Raw genomic sequence first — 1320 nt, 5'->3', positions numbered from 1 at the left:
GTCCCCGTCATCACCGAAGCCGACACCACCACCGTCCTGGCCGCATGCAAAGGACGCACCTTCCTCCAACTCCGCGACGAAGCCATCATCCGGCTCTACTGCAATACGGGGGCGCGGCTGTCGGAGATCGCGAACCTGGCGGTCGCCGACTTGGACATGGAAACGGACTCGATCCACCTGCACGGCAAGGGCAACAAGGACCGCCGGGTTCGGTTCGGCGCGCGGACCGGCCGCGCGCTCGCCCGCTACCTCAGGGCGCGCGAGCGGCACAACGGCCACGGGCAGCCGGGGCTATGGCTCGCGGACCGCGGCGGGAGGCAGCTGACGGCCAACGGCATCAAGATCATGCTCAGGCGGCGGGCGAAGGCGGCCGGAGTGGAAGGCGTCCACGCCCACCGCTGGCGGCACGCGTTCGCCCACCAGTGGAAGCGGGCTGGCGGCGACACAGGAGACCTGATGCTTCTGCTCGGCTGGGCCAGCGACGACATGCCCCGCCGCTACGGCGCCAGCGCCGCAGCCGAGCGCGCGCAGGAGACCCATCAACGCCTGGGCATCGGCGATCGCGTCTGAACGGTCAGCCGCGATGGTGCGCCCGGAGCCGGCGTGCTTCGGCGGAACGTCGCGCCAGCTGCAGCATGTACGCGGTTCGCGCGTGCTGGGCCATCTGGGTACGGACGTCGGCTGGCAGGATGCCGTCTGGGTCGACCTGGCGCTCGAACCGGGACAGGAAGGCCTGTGAGGCCGGCCGTGTGCGCGCCGCCCGGTCGCTGGTACGTGCCCAGGATGCATGCGCGGCAATGCGCGCTCGCTGGGTTCGCTGATGCGGGGTCAGGGGTTTCCGGCTGCTAGACATGGTCGCCAATCCCGAGGCGTTGGTGGGTTTCCTGGGCACGTTCGGCTGCGGCGCTGGCGCCGTAGCGGCGGGGCATGTCCTCACTGGTCCAACCCAGGAGGAGCATCAAGTCACCGGTATCTCCGCCCGCGCGCTTCCACTGGTGAGCGAACGCGTGCCGCCAGCGGTGCGCATGCACGTTCGTCAGACCAGCGGCCAATCCCCGGCGTCGGAGCATGAGTTTGATGCCGTTCGCCTGGAGGGGCTCGCCGCCGCGGTCGGCGAGCCATAGCTCAGGTCGATTGCCGCCGACCTGCTTGGCGCGTGCCCGCACGTAGCGAGACAGTGCTCTGCCGGTCCGAGGGCCGAATCGTGTCCGGCGTTCTTTATTGCCTTTACCGAGGAAGCACGCGCTGTCGAGGTTCAGGTCGATGTCGACGACACGAAGCCCGGCAACCTCGGCAAGCCGCGCGCCGGTGTTGCACAGC

At 69.5% G+C, this 1320-nt stretch carries 3 protein-coding genes; 2 read left to right on the top strand and 1 reads right to left on the bottom strand.

Features of this window, described 5'->3' with window-relative positions; translation table 11 throughout:
• Positions 1 to 570, top strand: a 570-nt coding sequence (locus LZ495_RS43630; protein WP_235058865.1) for a tyrosine-type recombinase/integrase, incomplete at its 5' end; no start/stop codon positions are given.
• A gap of 13 nt (positions 571 to 583) precedes the next feature.
• Positions 584 to 739 carry a hypothetical protein gene (locus LZ495_RS43625; protein ID WP_235058864.1) on the top strand — a complete coding sequence of 52 codons (156 nt, stop codon included), beginning with the start codon at positions 584 to 586 and terminating at the stop codon, positions 737 to 739.
• Positions 740 to 845: 106 nt separating this feature from the next.
• Here LZ495_RS43625 and LZ495_RS43620 read toward each other — a convergent pair.
• Positions 846 to 1320, bottom strand: a 475-nt coding sequence (locus LZ495_RS43620; protein WP_235058863.1) for a tyrosine-type recombinase/integrase, incomplete at its 5' end; no start/stop codon positions are given.

The organism is Yinghuangia soli (genome assembly GCF_021502675.1).
Lineage (GTDB): Bacteria > Actinomycetota > Actinomycetes > Streptomycetales > Streptomycetaceae > Yinghuangia > Yinghuangia soli.
The sequence above is the reverse complement of the archived record's forward strand: the minus strand, read 5'-3'. Positions and strand labels throughout refer to the sequence as shown.

Bases quoted from the DNA above. Each gene is read 5' to 3' on its own strand.
- LZ495_RS43625 (WP_235058864.1), top strand. From the start codon at position 584: ATGGTGCGCCCGGAGCCGGCGTGCTTCGGCGGAACGTCGCGCCAGCTG.